The following is a 17,545-nucleotide window of genomic DNA, read 5'->3' as shown; positions in this document are numbered from 1 at the left end:
AACATCTTGTTTCGACTTTTGATGATTGATTTGCGAATTTAATTGAATTTATATCTTTAAGTGGTCTTATCGGCAACGCAGTGAATGTTTTATAGAAAATAATAATCAAGATGTGTATAGGCCTGTTTTATAATTTTTAATCATGTCTGTTTTTATTGCCTTATAAACTTTTTACTCAGAGATTACTGAAGTGCTTTATGATAATAAATCATAAGACAAAAGGTTTTACTATGAATGTTTTGGTATGGATATTACTATTTTTATTCAATAGTTTAGTACTTAAATGGATACTGTCTTGGGGTGGTGCAAAGTGGATCAGTAGATATTGGCTCAATGTGTTCGTATTTGGGTTACTATTTTCAAATTTTAATGAAGAACAAGTCAAAGCATGGGCACTGATTATTTGGTTTGTATTTACGCTTTGGTTTATTGTTGGCTTAATTTCACCTCAATATAGAATATTTAACAGCCTTATTTTTTCAAAAGGCATCTACTAAAAAAAGCAGTGCTAATTTTTAAATCAGTATTTGATTAAATAAAAAATTATGATTTTCATAAACTAATCTAATTATTACAAATTACGTTACTCATGTATCAGTTTGGTGAAAATGATCTTGTTTACAATGTAAACATGTGTATATTGCTCATTAGAGAGAAAATATTTGTTAAATGTAAATTACAAATATAAATCAGAATTGACAGGGGACTTGTAAATGAGCCAAGAAGAAAAGCTACCGAAAATTTTAATTGTTGAAGATGATGAACGTCTAGCACGTTTAACTCAAGAGTATTTAATTCGTAATGGGCTAGAAGTTGCTGTTGAGCCAGATGGTAACCGTGCAATTCGCCGTATTATTGCAGAACAACCAGATATGGTCGTTCTTGACGTGATGTTGCCTGGTGCAGATGGTCTAACCGTTTGCCGTGAAGTTCGTGCACATTACCACCAACCTATCCTAATGCTCACTGCACGTACAGAAGATATGGATCAGGTACTTGGTTTAGAAATGGGTGCAGATGACTACGTTGCTAAACCTGTGCAACCACGTGTATTACTTGCACGTATTCGTGCGTTATTACGCCGTACAGAAAATACAGTAGAAGATGAAGGCTCACAACGCATTGAATTTGATCACTTAGTGATTGATAACGGTGGTCGTTCAGTGACTTTACATGGTGAGTTGGTTGATTTCACCAGTGCCGAGTATGATCTATTATGGTTGCTTGCATCGAATGCAGGTCGCATTTTATCACGTGAAGACATTTTTGAGCGTTTACGCGGTATTGAATATGATGGTCAAGACCGTTCAATTGATGTTCGTATTTCAAGAATCCGTCCAAAAATTGGAGATGACCCTGAAAATCCGAAACGTATCAAAACTGTACGTAGTAAAGGCTATTTATTTGTAAAAGAAACGAATGGCCTCTAATTAATGATGTGTGATCGCTTTACCCTAAGGAAAAAGATTCGTGCTTAAACACAGTATATTCCTTCGTATTTATGCCACTGTTGTTGGGATGGTTATTTTAGTTACTTTATTTGCGTACTTCTCTACGCAGGTGATTAACTACCATCGTGCTCAACAGTACAGAGAATCACTGACTGATGGTATCTCATATGTCATAACGCAAGGGGTAGAGCGCCAAACGACCACACAGCAAAAAAAAGATTGGATCTCTGATGCATCTGATCTTTTAGATCTACCTTTACATTTAATAGATGCAAATCAAATTGAATTATCGAGTGCAGAACAAAAGCGTATAGATAACCAGCAAGCAGTTGTGCGCTACGACGCACAAGCGATGGTTGCAAATATTTATATGGGGCTCACAACAGACTCTAAGCATTATTTGTTACTCACCGTAAATAAAATTGGTGAGCGCCAAATGAAGGCGCTACCTATTTTTATTTTAGATTATTTAATTTATTATCCTGGCCAAGAGCAACAACATTTAAAAACAATACAACAGCACTTCTCTTACCCAATAGACATGCGTTCAGTACTTGATTTAGGTCTAGACTCTGAGCAACTTGGTCGACTTCGACAAGACCAAAGTATTTTACTTTATAGAGATAGTGCGACCATGCGTGGCACAACTATCTCTATTGTTTCGCCCTTATTAAATAACCCATCAGAGGTTTTAGTCATTGGCCCTGTGCCCATGTTTAATTGGATGCCTTTTGAGCTAGCCGCTGGTATTACTTTACTGAGCTTATTTCTACTCAGTATTGGTGTGTATTTTGCAATTTTTCCACTACAACGAAAAGTAAAACAAACTATTGCTGCGTTAAATCAGATTAAGAGTGGTGACTTATCGGCACGATTAAATGCCGATGGCTATGATGAAATGTCTAGTCTTTCTTCAAGCTACAACGATATGGCCAATCACATTGAGCGCTTAATTGAAGCCCAACGAGAGCTCATGCGAGCTGTATCACATGAATTGCGTACACCAGTTGCACGTATTCGATTTGGTATGGAAATGTTAGCAGATGAAGATGATTATGAGTTTAGACAAAGCCAAGTTGAAATGATCGACAAAGATATTGAAGCTTTAAATACTTTGATTGATGAAATTATGACCTATGCTAAGCTTGAGCAAGGTGCGCCATCTTTAGATATAGAAACGATTGAGATTGCTTCAGTATTAAGCCAGGTACTTACAGAAACTCGAGCATTAAAAACAGGTAAAGATGTTATTTTGAATGCACCTTCTGTAGATGTAGTTGCTGAAGCTGAACGCCGTTACTTACATCGTGTGGTGCAAAACTTGGTTGGTAATGCGGTAAGACATTGTCATAGTCAGGTATGTATTAGTGGTGGTATTCAAGAAGATGGCTTAGCTTTCATCTGTGTGGAAGATGATGGCGAGGGTATTGCAGAAGCGGACCGTGAGCGTGTGTTTGAAGCATTTGCCCGTTTAGATGACAGCCGAACGCGTGCTTCGGGTGGATACGGCTTAGGTTTGTCTATTGTGAGTCGTATTGCATTTTGGTTTGGTGGTACAGTCACTGTTGATCAGAGCCCATCATTAAAAGGTGCAAGGTTTACAATGACTTGGCCTGCTGTACGCCCGACAGTACATTCTAAAAATAGTAAATAATACGAATACAAAAAAGGGGCTTTAAATGCCCCATTTTTTATTCGTAATTCGAAGCATCTGGTGGAATTAATGGGTGTGCATCATCGACTAGAGCATTTACAGCACTTTGATTGAGGAAGATTGTCGTTGTATGCTCATTAGAATGAATATCGTAATGATTTATGAGTGCTACATCACCTGTTATAGTTTCAACGACATATTTACTCGCAAGATGTAAAATACCATCTAAATTGACCGATGCAGATGCCATGTCGTTTTGGAATAAGTTTTTGAATTCTTGTAAAGAGAAGCTGAGATGGTCAGTTTTTTCTCTAAAGAGCTTATCTTGTATGTGTCGAATCACAAGTTGAGCCCCTAAAAAATAATTTGACTTATGATTAAATTCTAAATTCATGGATATGTCCTCTATTTTACTTTCAGTTATTGTTTGTCCATGGTTTTATATTAGCGGATATAAGTGATTTTGATCTGTATAAGAACTGCTACATTTTTTAAATGTATACCACTATTTATATGTTTCATAGTAAGTACAATCATGTTGAAACTTATATATGCGTTTTTAATTTAAATTTTGACGAAATGATGAAGTCAAGGTGATGTCTCAAGTATTTGTTTGATCACCGTATAAGAGTTTTTTAATTTCTAAATGAAACGGGTTATACTAGACAGAATTTGGTTTGCTTTTAGGTATATCTTCGTGCCCATTCAAGAAATTCGTCACCCGCTTATTCGTCACAAAATTGGTTTATTGCGCCGTGCAAATATCAGTACAAAAAACTTTCGTGAGCTATCTCAAGAAGTCACCATGTTACTGACGTATGAAGCTACACAAGATTTAGTCGTGGTCGATCAAGAAATTGAAGGGTGGGCTGGCTCTGTCACGGTAGAGCGTATTGCAGGGAAAAAAATTACTGTTGTGCCTATTCTACGCGCAGGTATTGGTATGCTCGATGGCTTTTTAAATTTAATTCCAAGTGCGAAAGTGAGTGTTTTGGGCTTAGAGCGTGATGAAGAAACGCTTGAAGTACGTACTTACTATAAAAAACTTGTACCAGATGTTGCAAACCGTATTGCAATGATTATTGACCCAATGCTTGCGACAGGTAACTCTTTAATTGCGGCGATTGATGTACTCAAAGCCAGTGGTTGTAAAGATATTCGTGTGATGGTACTTGTTGCTGCACCTGAAGGAATTCAGAAAGTTGAAGATAAGCATCCAGATGTACGTATTTTCACTGCATCTATTGATCAAGGCCTGAATAAGCAAGGCTATATTGTGCCTGGTTTAGGCGATGCTGGCGATAAGATTTTTGGTAGTGTACAAAAAGGCGAATAAAGACTTTAGACCTGCATCTATCTTGATGCAGGTTTTTTTATATGGTTTCAAGTGGTCTAATGACTTTTGCTTCACAAAATTTCATAAAGAGTTTTAGGCCTGGCCCTTGATATTTCTGTTGATGCATGAGCATATAAAGCGGTCTTTTGAGTGACCAAAAAGGTGTTTTTAATGTGACCAGTTGGCCCGTTTCTAGCATGGGTTTGAGTGCCAATTTAGAAATACAAGACAGTCCTAAGCCACCTGCAACTACTTTCAATATGGCTTCATTGTGGCCTAATGTGAGACGAATACTGGCATTTTGAAGATGTTTCAAAATAACATGGTTAAATACATCTCTGGTTCCTGAACCTTCCTCTCTTAAAATCCATTCAACGTCTTGAAAATCTTTAATTGTAAGTGGACGTTTAAGTTGTGCTAAAGGGTGCTCTGGTGAGCAACATATTGCTAGTTCATCATCGTGCCAGTGTATGGTATGTAGTTGTGGTAAATGACATTCACCTTCAATAAGAGCGACATCAAGTTGAAATTGACTGACTGCTTCAATCATTTGTCGGGTATTTCCCACTTGTAGTTGCAAGTGTGCTTGGGGTTGGTATTTTAAAAAACCTGCCATTAGATCTGGCATTAGGTAATCACTAATTGTGAGTGTTGCACCTAAACGTAAGTCAATATTTTGTAATTCACCTCGAGCGGTGAGTTCAAATGACTCACACCGACCTAAAATTTCGAGTGCTTGTGGCAGTAAAAATCGACCCAGTTCATTGAGTTGTAGTCTTTTACCCAAACGGTCAAATAGCGGTACGCCTAAGCCATCTTCAAGGTCTGCCAATGCCATACTTGCTGCACTTTGGGTTAGCTTTACCGCATCACTTGCTTTAGTCACAGTGCCTTCTTGTGCGACAGCGACAAAAACGGACAGTTGGCGTAACGTCATACGCATAGTTGAGTCCTAAATGGAAAATATCAATATTTATGATGTCATGCTAACATGAGGTCACCATTTCTTATACATTGAAATTATGAGTCTTGAAAAATTTACCATTGAAACTGTGTTATCGGTGAAACGCTGGTCAGATCATTTATTTAGTTTCACCATGACACGACCGAATTCGTTTAAATTTACGGCAGGGCAGTTTGCACGTATTGGGCTTTCTGTAGATGGTGAGTTGGTCGTTCGAGCGTATTCAGTGGTATCTTCACCCTATGATGAAACATTAGAATTTTTCTCTATTGTTGTTCCTAATGGTGCTTTTACATCACATTTAAAAGATTTAACCGTAGGTACTGAAATTTATTTAGAAAAAGTGGCTTATGGCTTTTTAACATTGGCCCGTTATCAGTCACCTCAACCGAAAGATTTATGGTTGCTTGCGACAGGTACCGGTGTTGCACCCTTTATATCGATGTTACAAGATTTTGATGTGTGGAAAAATTATCAACAGATTTATTTGGCTTACAGTGTGCGTACACAAGAAGAGTTGACATATACAGATAAGATACAACAGGTTGTAGAATTATTTTCTGAAGGGCATCAGGGGTTTAAGTTTATTCCTATTATTACACGTGACCCTGTCGCTGTACTTAACCAAAGGTTACCACTACTGATTGAAAATGGCACTTTAGAACGCGTAATAGGTCATGGCTTAAATGTAGAGACCAGCCATGTTATGTTGTGCGGTAATCCACAAATGGTCGAAGACACTAAAAATGCATTAAAAAATCGTGGGCTTACCATGAACAGGCGAGGTATAGGCAATATTGCTGTAGAAAATTATTGGTAATTATATTTTCGATTAGTGCACAAGGTTATCTAATGCTGTACGTATTTCAGCCAATGCACTTGTTAAGTCTGAAGTAATCCATGTTGGTTCAAAAAAACCAGAATAAAATTCAATACGGTCTGATGGAATAATTAAACGAATAAGGCATTCTTCATCGACTAAACGCCAAGGAATAATCGGAGCATCTTGATCTATAAATGGTGTGATATTACGAATGTCTACAACCATTGCAGTAATGCAGTCATAAGGTGCTGGTAAAAGTGAAAATTCTTCAGTTCTACGGCGTATATACTCAAGATCTTCCCATTGCAGGGTATAGCCAGCTTTATAAAACTCAATAATACCAATGATGTGTTGATCACGTGTTAAATGAACATGGCATTGATGTGTCATATCTGTATTTAAATCAAGTGAAATGGGGCTAAGCGTATATGCCATACAATAGAAATGCTGAGAATTTAATCTTTATTATACATTATTTCTTTAAGGACACATAGTTGACCTTATCGTATGTCTATTGTTTTAATCATTTTTAGTATTGTATTCATGCAGTTATTTTTATGTTTATTGTTACTTAAAATAAGAAAATTTTGATTACATTGTATACTTAATTTGTCTAAAAAAGTATCTGCTTAGTGGTTTTGAGATGAACAGAGCACATTTTTGTTGATTGTTGTTATGACAGTACAAAAATATTTTACCGTATGATTGTTAGAAATAAAGGTATGTCACACACAAAAAAGCTTGATGTCTATAAGTTATAACTGAGTGACAAAAATATTTAATTTGCAATAAAAACAAGAGGTATAAAAATGAATGATTACTTATCGAGTATGCGAGGCGGTGCTGAGTTCAATTATTATTGGAGTCAACTACAGCCAATTTTAGGCGCAATTGCTGTATTTATTATCTGTTGGATTTTAGCGTTAGCAATCGCCGCTGGCGTTAAAAAAGCACTTGGTGCAGCCAATATGAATAAGCATTTGTCTTCTGCAACTGGTCACACGCCAGATTATGAAAGCTTGACATCTAAATTTGTATTTTGGTTCATTTTAATTTTAGGTGTAGTCGCTGCACTCAATATTCTAAACATTAATAGTGTGAGCGCACCATTTAGCCAAATGATTACACAAGTACTTGTATTCATTCCTAATATTATTTCAGCGCTTATTGTTGGTGGTATTGGTTGGATTCTAGCGCGTCTTGCAAAAGCGGGTTTAAGTAAATTATTAGCGAAGACAGAACTTGATGAGAAATTAAGTGGTCAGGTGGGTGTACAGCCGATCAGCGATAACATTTCAAATATTGTATATTGGCTTATTTTATTACTATTTTTGCCAATCGTATTATCAATTTTACGCTTAGATGGTTTGTTATTGCCAATTCAGAACATGGTAAATGAAGTAGTCGGATTTATTCCTAATATCTTTATTGCCGGTGTAATTGCTTTTGTTGGTTATATTATTGCTAAAATTGTACGTGGTATTATTGAAGGTGTAGTGAGTGGCTTTGGTTTACAAGCACAAGTTGAAAAAATTGGCTTGTTTAAAAACACAAGCATTGGCAAAGTACTTGGTTCATTTGCATTTGCTTTGATTATTGTTACAAGCCTTATCGTTTCATTCGAAGCATTGGGTATTGAAGCAATTTCACAACCTGCAACAGCAATGTTAAATCAAATTATGTATGCAATACCAAATTTGATTGCAGCAGGCCTGATTTTAGTGATTGCTTATATTGTATCTCGCTTTGTTGCTGGTTTAGTACAAGATGTGCTTTCTGGTACAGGTGTGGATAATGTTCCAGCAAAACTAGATGTACAACGTTTTATGGGTGAAACGAAAGTTTCCTCAGTTGTTGGTACACTGATCGTATTTTTCACGATGCTATTTGCAGTATCTGAAGCATCAAACCGTTTAGGCTTTGAACAAATTAGCAATCTGATTGCAATGTTTATTCAATTCGGTGCAAGCATTTTACTCGGTGCTGTTATTTTGGTGATTGGTTTCTGGTTAGCGAATGTTGTTGCGAATATTGTACAACGTGGTGAGTATAATAGCTCTCGTTGGTTAGGTAGTGTTGTTCGTGTCTTAATTATGGGTCTTGTACTTGCAATGGGCTTACGTGCAATGGGTATTGCCGACTCGATTGTTAACCTTGCTTTTGGTTTAACATTGGGTGCAGTTGCAGTTGCCTTCGCTTTGGCCTTTGGGTTAGGCGGTCGTCAACCTGCTGAACGCGTGCTTACTTCGTTGTTAGATAAAAACAACGCAGATAAAGATACGCCAAAGCCAGCGGTTGAAGCGAAAGAGACAAAAGAAAATACAGATGAAGTTAATCCGTATGATCCTAAAAATGAAAATCCAAATGCTTAATCTAATACGTTAGTGATGACCCATTCGACTGTCTTAGGCAGTCGAATGTTTTTTATAAAGGAGTCTTGTATGTTTGGTCAAAAGAAAAAGCCAGGTTATTTAGCCCCGATTGTGATTACAGGGATTACTGCAGGGGTGCTTTATAAAGCGTATAAAGCAATTTTTGTAGATAATAGTTCAAGTTCATATGTGGCAGACGATTCACCTAAGCCATTGCCTAAGACCGTCAGCCATCAGCCACAAGATGTAGATGACTTAGCAAATGATAAAGATACTGATGAACCATTAACATCCAAATAAAGTTTATACATACTCTGCGGCAGCTGCCGCAGATGACCATGCCCACTGAAAATTGTACCCGCCTAAATGTCCTGTGACATCTAAAATCTCCCCAATAAAAAATAAGCCATTTACATAGTTACTTTGCATGGTTTTTGAAGAAACTTCAGTGGTATCTACACCACCAAGTGTAACTTCTGCAGTTCGGTAGCCTTCAGTGCCTGATGGTTTAACTTCAAAGGTATCTAGTTGTTTGGCAATTGCATTTAAGCGTTGGTCATTAATTTGACCGATCGCTATTTCACTTTCTTGTGGCCAAATTAGCTGTTGTAGTTCTAAAACAATACTTTTTGTCGTCAGTGAAAGTAGTATTGTGCGTAATAGAGATTTGCCTTGTTGTTGTTTCTTTTCTTTTAAAAACTGTGCTAAATCGAGCTGTGGGAAGAAGTTAATATAAAAAGATTCACCTGATTGCCAGTAGTTAGACAGTTGTAAGGCGCTAGGTCCGCTTAAACCACGGTGTGTGAATAACATGGCTTCGGTAAATGCGGTTTTATGGTTGGACAGCGTGACGTCTAAAGCATTACCACTGAGCTTAGTGGCACTTTCTTTCATATAGTCTGAAAAAGTAAAAGGGACGAGCCCTGCACGTGTGTCAAAAATGTGGTGTCCAAACTGTTTTGCAATTTGATAGCCAATACCTGAGCCACCGAGTGTTGGAATAGATAATCCACCTGTCGCAACTACAACGGATTCACAGCTGAAATTGCCTTGAGATGTTTTAACTAAAAAATGACCATTGGGTTGTTTTTTTACTTGACTCACATCATGCTGGGTTTTAATGCATACAGATTGGCTTTTTTCACACTCATCAAGCAACATTTGTAAAATAAATTTTGAACCTTTAGTGGTAAAGAGTTGCCCGTGTTTGCGTTCTTCATAGTCAATTTTATAATCACAAGCGAGGCCAATAAAGTCCCATTGGGTATAACGAGACAAGGCAGATTTTACAAAATGTGGGTTATGGCATAAAAAGTGGTTTGGTTCGACATCTAAATTGGTGAAATTACATTTACCCCCGCCAGACATGAGGATTTTTTTACCAACTTTATTGGCTTTTTCTAGAACCAGTACGCTACGGCATCGACGACCTGCGAGCGCTGCTAGCATGAGTCCTGCAGCCCCTGCACCAAGTACAATGACATCAAAGTGGTTATTCATAGTCGTTACGCCGTACTGAAAAAAAGCAGGGCATTATACCTGAATTTTGCCTGAACACGCTGTGATTTTATGGCATTAAACTGGCTTTACCTTGTAAACCACCACTATGAATGACGAGGATTTTACTATTCTTAGGGAAATAGTCTTGAGCGATTAAATCAAAGATTCCGTACATCATTTTACCTGTGTAAATGGGTTCTAGGGGAATAACATAGCGTTGTTCAAAGGTATTGATAAACCCAATAAGTTCATCTGTTATTTTTGCATAGCCTCCAAAGTGATATTTGCTAAGCAATGTCCAGTGTGATTTTGCTGTAATGTCTTGAATATTTTGTTTTAAAAAGTCTCCTTTAAGGGCTGAAAAACCTAAAATATGCGTGTCTGGTGTGGTTGATTCAATAAGCCCTGCAATTGTGCCTCCCGTACCTACAGCAACACAGATGAAATCGTAATATTGTTTTTCAGTTGAGGTTAAAATATCTTGGCAACCTTGTATTGCCAGTGAATTTGTTCCGCCCTCAGGGATAATATAGCTATTGGGATATTGTTGTTGCAGTTGTGCTAAATATTGTGGGTGATGTCGTTGCTTATACTGTGTACGGTCTACAAAATTGAATTGCATATCAAATGCTTGAGCTTGTGTAAGTGTGATATTTCGTGGTTTATCTGCCAGTTCATCACCACGAATAATAGCAATACTCTTTAGCTGGTTTTGTTTTGCTGCATAGGCTGTAGCTACAATATGATTTGAATATGCGCCACCAAATGTAATGACGCTACTTTTTTTTAAACGAACGGCTTCTTGTATATTGTATTTCAATTTAAAAAACTTGTTTCCAGACACAAACGGATGAATCTGATCTAATCGCTTGATGTCTAATATAATGTGCGATGTGTGCAAAATTGGCTGAATAGGTGTCTGCTGTGTCAACATAAATTGCTTTATTGGTGTGTATTGACAGAGGTTAACACAGACATACCTGGGCGTAGTAATGCAATATCCTTTTGATTTGGATCAATTTGAATCCGTACAGGAATACGTTGCACGACCTTGGTGAAGTTTCCTGTTGCATTATCTGCTTTAATGACACTGAACTCAGAGCCTGCAGCTGGTGAAATTTGCTCGACAGTACCGTTAAATTTTTCGTGGCCAAGTGCATCTACAGTGAAAGATGCTTTTTGACCAATTTTCATATGTTCAATTTGGGTTTCTTTAAAATTTGCAATGACCCAGCGTTTTGGAGGAATTAAAAATAAGAGTTGTGTACCTGCGGCTACATATTGCCCTAAACGAGGGGTAACTTCGCCCAGTTGCCCATCCATTGGTGCAGTAATAATGGCATAGTTTTTCGTGATTTTGGCTTGATCTAGGTTGGCTTGGGCATTTCTAATTTGTGCTTCTAAGCCAATTTGTGCAACTTGTGCTGTTTTTAATGCTTCTTTTGCGACATCTAAGTTGGCTTCTGCTTGTTTTAATAAAGCAAGGTTATTTTGATTGTTGGCAGCAACAGTATCTTGCTCAGTTTTTGATGATGCACCACTATTTAATAATTGCTGATAACGGCTCAGTTGTTGGCGAGATAAGTTATATTGTGATTTTGCTTGCTCGACTTTTGCTTCTGCTGAAATAATATCTGCTTGCCGTTGTTCAATCGCTTGTTTTTGATTGGCAAAGTTATTTTGGCTTTGTTCAACACTAGATTGTGCTTGTATGACTTGTTGGTCGTAACGATCTGGATTAATTTTGATGAGTGGTTGGCCTTGTTTCACATGGTCAAAATCGTTTACCAATACCTCTTGAATATAGCCATTAATTTGTGACGAGAGTACAGTCGTTGTTCCTTTGACATAACTATTGTCCGTTTCTTGTATGGGTGTATTAAATGGTCCAATTCGCCACGCCCATAAAATTGCAGTAATTCCAATCACGAGTACTATGGCCATAATCATCAGTGTTGGCAGACTTGTAGGTATTGTTTTACTCGTTTCTTCTTCACTAGATTTGTTCGTTTGCTCGTTGGTGTCTTTGTCTGTCATGGCTTTATTCCAAAGGTTTTACTTGCGCTGAGTGCTGTACTTTTGCCAAACAATATGTGTTAGCGTCCATAAAAATAATAAAATTGCAATTAGACTGTTTATGTTGACGACATCATTATATGCTCTCACTTGAGCTTCACGGTTTACGACCTGTGCTAATAATTGTGTGGCTTGTGCTTGCTCTAGTACATTGTCAGTAATGTGTGGACTATATACTGCAGTATACTGATGGATTCTGTTAGTCACATTGGGGTCTGTGCGATTAAGTGTTTGTTCTATATCAAGTTGATATACCTGTGCTTGGTGTTTTTGGTATGTGTTATAAAAAGATGACCCGACTAAACTGCCAAAGTTTTGTGTGGCTGAAAATAAAATAATGAAAGTAAGAACATAGTTTGTACCCTGTTTAAGTGCACGTACCATACCTGTTAATAATAGTGGACCAATAAATAAACCATTTGCAAATGCAATTAAAAATTGGCTATAAAAAAAGTTATTCGGTCTAACATCACTTGTTAAGTGCGCATCTAATCGACAAGCGACTAAAATGAGTAGAGTGGCTAACAGTAAAGGCCAAAATATATGGTTTTTTGAAAATGTAATGGCGCTGAATAACGTACCAGACAATATGCCAATGAAAATAATACTATATAGACCAATAAATTGATCTTGCCCAATACCCATAGTTTTTAAAAAGTTAACTGCAGTAAAGCTTTGTTCAGAAAGTAAAAAACGCAAGAAAAAAGCACCAATCACAAAGCGTATGACAGATGCTGTGCCAAGCCAGCGTGTTAAAATAAGTGGGTTTGTGCGTTGATGTTCGAAAAAGAAGCCAAGTACAACCAGACTAAATCCAGTGATAAGTACATAAGCCAGCCATGTAGAGTCAAACCACCAAAGTATAGGGCCTTGAGAGAGTACAGCGCATAAACATGCAAAGCCTGGTGCTAACAATAAAAAAGTAATAAAGTCTTTTTTTTCAATTACATCTATGCGAACACCACGAGGAAGTTTGACTGCAACCACCATGGCAAAGCAACAAATTGCTAATCCTAATTCGAAAGTATAAAGATTGACCCATTGATTTGCATTGATTAAAAAAGGCGAAATAATCCATGCCAAAGGAATGCCAAGTTGATTAAATCCAAAGCCGACATAAATACCTTTTAAGCGATTAACTTTACCAAAAGATTGCATAATGTAGTACATGCCAAGAGAACTGAGTGGTGCTGCGACAAAGCCACTAATACAGCGAATAACCAAAGCCATATGGCCATCTTGTACTAATAAATGCAAAATCATGACGGTAATAAAACAGATTAAAGAAATTTCTGTAAATAATCTTAAACCATATTGTTGTCTAGTTTTAAATAAAACAAGGTTGGCACTAACATTTGCCATAACATATACCGCAGGTAGCCATGCGCTTTCACTGGGCGTAAGCCCGTATTCACCTTGAAGTTGTGGTAAGTTGGCGGTAATAAAACCATTACTTAAGCTGGCTGTTAGTGCAATAAAAGTACCAATAATAAAATAGGCATAACGCTTAAATTGTGTGTGATCAAGCACCGGTGGTGAACCGGGCATAACGGGTCGTTCGTCATCTGACCAATTTGGAGGTTGCTCTAAATACTTTGGTGTTTGTTTTGACATATATTTTGGCTTATTTAGCTATGGTTAGTTGTTGTGCCATTTATTGCTTTATTTATGGGTTAAAATAGCACGATCTTAATTGGAAAAACATTTGAATTTGTTAACCTTAATTGTAGAGAGAGACTGAGTGTTAATAACCTAGATATATGCTATTTGAAATTGCTTTATAAATATGTGTTTTATTATTTTTCATAACTTTAAGTTATGTATATACAAATAATATATCAATTTTTATATTTATATTCAGGGGTATGATCAAATCTATTATATAAATAGAGCACTTTCATGAAAACACAACAACAGATTAATCAGCAACAATACCAAGATAAGGCGAAAAACTATTTAGATAGTCAAAGCCATGCACAAGGTATTGAATTTGAAGAAATTAAAAAAATCATAGCAAAGCGGTCTCATCCTGTAAAAGCACTTGATCTAGGCTGTGGGGCAGGCCATGTCAGTTATCAGATTGCACAGATATGTGAGCAAGTGATTGCATATGATTTATCTGAATCAATGATTGACTTAGTTGAACAAACAGCAGCACAAAGAGGCATAAACAATATACAAGTGAAGCAGGGGTGTGCAGAGGATTTACCCTTTGAAAATACTTATTTTGACGTGGTCGTGACACGCTTTTCAGCACATCATTGGCAAGACATTCAACACGCGATTCAGCAAGTATATCGCGTGCTTAAACCACAAGGATTATTTATTGTCATTGATAGTATTGGCTCAAATCAACCGATGTTAGATACATTTTTACAAAGTGTAGAGTTACTTCGTGATCCAAGCCACGTACGGAATTATAGTTTGGGACAGTGGTTAAATTTAACTGAAAGCCATGGTTTGACCCCGTTCAATATTGAACGGCAAGCATTATCAATTTGCTTGGATGATTGGGTAAAACGTATGCATACGCCAAAACTTGCAATAGATGCGATACGCTATTTACAATCGATGGCTTCAGATACCGTAACATCACACTTTTGTATCCAAAATAATGGAGATTTCCAATTAGATGTTGGTTACATGGTATTTAAAAAATAATTTTAATTTTGACTTAATGGCATTTTTATATAAAGGGGCACAATTTTAAAATAGAGTATAACAATGACATTATTTCATGTGTTTATTTTGGCTGTGATACAGGGGTTCGCCGAGTTACTTCCTGTATCAAGTTCTGCCCACGTGATTATGGCTGAAAAATTATTGGGTTTAAATCCTTCTGCACCTGATATGACTTTTTTACTGGTCATGTTACATACAGGAACGATGTTTGCGGTTATTTTGTATTTTTGGAAATCATGGCGTCAAAGTTATTTTTCTTCTGTACAAGATTTTAAACAGCACGCCAAATATATTGTAATCGCAACAATAGTAACAGGCGTTTTAGGTTTATTATTACAATCTATTATTAAACATACTTTTTTTGCTCACGATAGTGCATTCGAAATTGAGCAGTTATTTAGTAATACTAAATTGATCGCGTGTGCTTTATTTGCTGCAGGCATTGTGATTTGGTTTTCATCGTATTTAGATCGGGGTGAAAGTCAACCAATGACCACGAAAAGAGCATCTATTATTGGCGCTGTACAAGCTTTATGTTTGCCTTTTAGGGGCTTTTCTCGTTCAGGTGCAACTATTTCGACCAGCTTGTTTTTAGGCATATCTCGTGAAAAAGCAGAGCAATTTAGTTTTGCACTTGCTGTGGTGTTAACGCCAGTTATTATTTTAAAAGAGCTTTTACGTTTGATGCATAGCCATATTGGTACTCAAGGGTTACAGCAGATCATTTTACCAAGTCTTTTAGGCATGATCTTAAGTTTTATTGCAGGTATGTTGGCACTTAAATGGCTATCTTCTTGGTTGGAACAAGGTAAATGGCATGTATTTGGTTTGTATTGTGTTGGTTTCTCAATGGTAATTTTTACACTCGGTTAATATGGCTTCTTTAATGTAGATTATGAATGAGTAATAGCCCCGATTATTGTTGGGGCTTTTTTATAACGATTCAAAACGTGTGAAAGTAAGCACTATCGTCTTATATAATATTTTTTGATAATAGTATTGATAAAATCTTTTGTTTTTTTAAGTGTATGAAATTTATTGCTATTTTAATTTATTGGAATGTAATTTAATGTAATTGGTAGCGTAGGTATATTGTTTTTTACCAACATAAGTACATGAGTTTTAGGATGAAATGCCTTATTTTTTTGAGATACATAAGTTAACATTTATTTTGTGATCTGAGACTTGGTCTTTGACTTTATTGTTATTTTTCGCAAAGTTATGCTATTAATATGAAGATTATATGTGGCTTGAATGTGCTTTAACAAAAAAATAGCCGGTTAATTTCTACTCAAGCAGAAAGCCGAAATTTTAATAAAGAACGAAGGTATACCTATGAATAAAGTCTACAAAGTCGTCTGGAATGCAGCACTAGGTGCATGGTGTGCAGTATCTGAATTGGGTAAATCTAAGAAAAAATCTACTCGGGCAGTCGTCAATGCGACAACATCAGTTGCTTTAGTTCTCGTATCTCAGGGTGTTTTTGCGGCAACTGCTCAAACTGGTACTGGAGATGGTACTAGTTTAGCACCTGTAAGTACGACAGCTTCGGCACCTAGCTCTGGTAATGGTTCATGTGCAACATCAAAAGCAACATATAGTACAGATATCGCAATTGGCTGTGGTGCCACAGCAACAAGTAACAACACGACTCAAAATGCAAATGTGTATGGTGCTATGGCGATTGGTAGTGCTGATAATAGAGCATTGGGTGGAGCAAGCTATACAATTGACGGTGTAACTTATAATACAAAAACTACTGTTGCAGCTGGATCTCAAGCACTTGCTCTTGGTTCGGGTACTAGAGCTCTAAAATCTGAAGCAGTTGCTATAGGTAATGATTCTGATGCAGTAGGATCTGCTAGTATAGCGCTTGGTGGTGATGATATTGCAAGCGTAAGTGATGCAACAAAAACAGGTTATCAGTCTATTACAGGTAAAGCTTTAGATACGCGATCTGGCCAGTTTAATAATGGCGAAACTATAGGTGGGTATCGTACAACTGCTTCTGGTGATGCTTCTATGGCCATTGGTATGAATGCAAGAGCTTCAGGTGATTTATCTACAGCTTTTGGTACTCAAGCTAAAGCAACTGCAAATTCAGCGTTAGCAGTAGGAACAACGGCAGTTGCTAGAAATATTGGTGCAACTGCAATAGGTGTAAATTCAAGTGTGACAGCAGATAGAGCTGTGGCTTTAGGTGCAAATACGCAAGCTACTGCAGCAGATGGTGTTGCAATTGGTAGTGGTTCTGTTGCTTCGACTGCATCTGGCGTACAAGGTTATGATCCTTTAACCAATAAAAACTCTACTGCAACAAATACAACATGGCAATCTAATACTGGTGCAGTTTCGGTCGGTAATGGGACTACAACGACTCGTCAAATTACAAGTGTTGCTGCAGGCGCTGCAGATACAGATGCTGTGAATGTAGCCCAGTTAAAAAATGCTCAAACATATAGCTCTAATCTTGCAAATGGAATAAAAACTGTATTGGGTGGGAGTGCTACTGTAGGTACAGAGGGTACTGTAAGTACCTCGAACATTGGTGGTACGGGTTCGAATACGGTAGATGGCGCAATTTCATCGGTAAAATCGTCGACTGCAACAGCACAGACTGCAGCTAATAATGCACAAGCAACAGCCGATAAAGGTTTAAACTTCTCGGCAAATAATGGTACAGCCGA

Annotated in this window: 17 protein-coding genes; 10 read left to right on the top strand and 7 right to left on the bottom strand. The window is 37.2% G+C overall.

Features of this window, described 5'->3' with window-relative positions; translation table 11 throughout:
• Positions 1-230: 230 nt before the first annotated feature.
• The 3 genes from BLS38_RS11740 to BLS38_RS11730 all read left to right on the top strand — a co-directional run bounded on the left by BLS38_RS11740 (position 231) and on the right by BLS38_RS11730 (position 3,105).
• On the top strand, positions 231-497 hold the full coding sequence (locus BLS38_RS11740) for a hypothetical protein (RefSeq protein ID WP_092749824.1): 267 nt from the start codon (positions 231-233) through the stop codon (positions 495-497).
• A gap of 216 nt (positions 498-713) precedes the next feature.
• On the top strand, positions 714-1,430 hold the full coding sequence (bfmR, locus tag BLS38_RS11735; protein WP_092749822.1) for a response regulator transcription factor BfmR: 717 nt from the start codon (positions 714-716) through the stop codon (positions 1,428-1,430).
• Between the two features lie 40 nt (positions 1,431-1,470).
• Positions 1,471-3,105, top strand: coding sequence for an ATP-binding protein (locus tag BLS38_RS11730; protein WP_092749820.1), 1,635 nt, complete (start codon positions 1,471-1,473; stop codon positions 3,103-3,105).
• A gap of 37 nt (positions 3,106-3,142) precedes the next feature.
• Here BLS38_RS11730 and BLS38_RS11725 read toward each other — a convergent pair whose 3' ends face one another.
• Positions 3,143-3,499, bottom strand: coding sequence for a hypothetical protein (locus tag BLS38_RS11725; RefSeq protein WP_092749818.1), 357 nt, complete (start codon positions 3,497-3,499; stop codon positions 3,143-3,145).
• Between the two features lie 303 nt (positions 3,500-3,802).
• Between BLS38_RS11725 and upp the strand changes: the two genes are divergently transcribed.
• Positions 3,803-4,441 carry a uracil phosphoribosyltransferase gene (upp, locus tag BLS38_RS11720; RefSeq protein ID WP_092749816.1) on the top strand — a complete coding sequence of 213 codons (639 nt, stop codon included), beginning with the start codon at positions 3,803-3,805 and terminating at the stop codon, positions 4,439-4,441.
• A 37-nt stretch (positions 4,442-4,478) separates the two neighbouring features.
• Here upp and gigC read toward each other — a convergent pair whose 3' ends face one another.
• The gene (gene gigC / locus BLS38_RS11715; RefSeq protein WP_092749814.1) at positions 4,479-5,384 is read right to left on the bottom strand and encodes a LysR family transcriptional regulator GigC; all 906 of its coding nucleotides are present in this window, start codon (positions 5,382-5,384) and stop codon (positions 4,479-4,481) included.
• Positions 5,385-5,463: 79 nt separating this feature from the next.
• On the opposite strand from gigC, the gene BLS38_RS11710 reads away from it, so the two are divergent.
• Positions 5,464-6,225: a ferredoxin--NADP reductase gene (locus BLS38_RS11710; protein WP_092749812.1), complete on the top strand. Its 762-nt coding sequence runs from the start codon at positions 5,464-5,466 to the stop codon at positions 6,223-6,225.
• 12 nt (positions 6,226-6,237) lie between these two features.
• Here the strand turns inward: BLS38_RS11710 and BLS38_RS11705 are convergent, their stop codons facing one another.
• On the bottom strand, positions 6,238-6,663 hold the full coding sequence (locus tag BLS38_RS11705; RefSeq protein ID WP_092749810.1) for a hypothetical protein: 426 nt from the start codon (positions 6,661-6,663) through the stop codon (positions 6,238-6,240).
• Positions 6,664-7,037: 374 nt separating this feature from the next.
• Between BLS38_RS11705 and BLS38_RS11700 the strand changes: the two genes are divergently transcribed.
• Positions 7,038-8,600 (top strand): mechanosensitive ion channel, encoded by a 1,563-nt coding sequence (locus BLS38_RS11700; RefSeq protein ID WP_092749807.1) that lies wholly within the window; start codon positions 7,038-7,040, stop codon positions 8,598-8,600.
• Positions 8,601-8,669: 69 nt separating this feature from the next.
• Positions 8,670-8,900 carry a hypothetical protein gene (locus tag BLS38_RS11695; protein ID WP_092749805.1) on the top strand — a complete coding sequence of 77 codons (231 nt, stop codon included), beginning with the start codon at positions 8,670-8,672 and terminating at the stop codon, positions 8,898-8,900.
• 3 nt (positions 8,901-8,903) lie between these two features.
• Here BLS38_RS11695 and BLS38_RS11690 read toward each other — a convergent pair whose 3' ends face one another.
• The 4 genes from BLS38_RS11690 to BLS38_RS11675 all read right to left on the bottom strand — a co-directional run bounded on the left by BLS38_RS11690 (position 8,904) and on the right by BLS38_RS11675 (position 13,790).
• Positions 8,904-10,100, bottom strand: coding sequence for a BaiN/RdsA family NAD(P)/FAD-dependent oxidoreductase (locus tag BLS38_RS11690; RefSeq protein ID WP_092749803.1), 1,197 nt, complete (start codon positions 10,098-10,100; stop codon positions 8,904-8,906).
• Between the two features lie 67 nt (positions 10,101-10,167).
• Entirely contained in the window at positions 10,168-11,034 is an 867-nt protein-coding gene (locus BLS38_RS11685; protein WP_092749801.1) for a 1-aminocyclopropane-1-carboxylate deaminase/D-cysteine desulfhydrase, read from the bottom strand.
• Between the two features lie 8 nt (positions 11,035-11,042).
• Entirely contained in the window at positions 11,043-12,137 is a 1,095-nt protein-coding gene (locus BLS38_RS11680; protein ID WP_092749799.1) for an HlyD family secretion protein, read from the bottom strand.
• Between the two features lie 18 nt (positions 12,138-12,155).
• Positions 12,156-13,790, bottom strand: a complete 1,635-nt coding sequence (locus BLS38_RS11675; RefSeq protein WP_092749797.1) for an MFS transporter — start codon at positions 13,788-13,790, stop codon at positions 12,156-12,158.
• Positions 13,791-14,075: 285 nt separating this feature from the next.
• On the opposite strand from BLS38_RS11675, the gene BLS38_RS11670 reads away from it, so the two are divergent.
• The 3 genes from BLS38_RS11670 to BLS38_RS11660 all read left to right on the top strand — a co-directional run.
• On the top strand, positions 14,076-14,837 hold the full coding sequence (locus BLS38_RS11670; RefSeq protein ID WP_092749795.1) for a class I SAM-dependent methyltransferase: 762 nt from the start codon (positions 14,076-14,078) through the stop codon (positions 14,835-14,837).
• A gap of 63 nt (positions 14,838-14,900) precedes the next feature.
• Positions 14,901-15,731, top strand: a complete 831-nt coding sequence (locus tag BLS38_RS11665) for an undecaprenyl-diphosphate phosphatase (RefSeq protein ID WP_092749793.1) — start codon at positions 14,901-14,903, stop codon at positions 15,729-15,731.
• Between the two features lie 462 nt (positions 15,732-16,193).
• The coding region (locus tag BLS38_RS11660) for an ESPR-type extended signal peptide-containing protein (protein WP_280137759.1) at positions 16,194-17,545 on the top strand (1,352 nt) is incomplete at its 3' end.

The sequence above is a fragment of the Acinetobacter boissieri genome, from assembly GCF_900096955.1.
GTDB lineage: Bacteria > Pseudomonadota > Gammaproteobacteria > Pseudomonadales > Moraxellaceae > Acinetobacter > Acinetobacter boissieri.
This window is presented reverse-complemented; position numbering and strand designations above follow the sequence as displayed.